1 protein-coding gene is annotated in these 246 nt (G+C 49.2%); it reads left to right on the top strand.

Annotated elements, in window-relative coordinates:
- The coding region (locus tag BCT81_RS04205; RefSeq protein WP_347232102.1) for an amino acid--tRNA ligase-related protein at nt 1-246 on the top strand (246 nt) is incomplete at both ends.

The raw sequence follows: 246 nt of genomic DNA on the forward strand, positions 1-246 counted from the left end.
GAAGAGCTAAAAGCGAACCCAGCAGCGGCAAACTCTGATGCATACGACATGGTAATCAACGGCTACGAAGTGGGCGGTGGTTCTGTACGTATTCACAACGCAGAGATGCAAACGGCTGTATTCGGTATCCTAGGCATCGAAGAGAAAGAGCAACAAGAGAAGTTTGGCTTCCTACTAGATGCTCTTCAATACGGTACTCCACCACACGCTGGTCTAGCATTCGGTCTTGACCGTCTAGCAATGCTA

Origin of the sequence: Vibrio sp. 10N.261.52.A1, from assembly GCF_002876325.1 — a bacterium.
Lineage (GTDB): Bacteria > Pseudomonadota > Gammaproteobacteria > Enterobacterales > Vibrionaceae > Vibrio > Vibrio chagasii.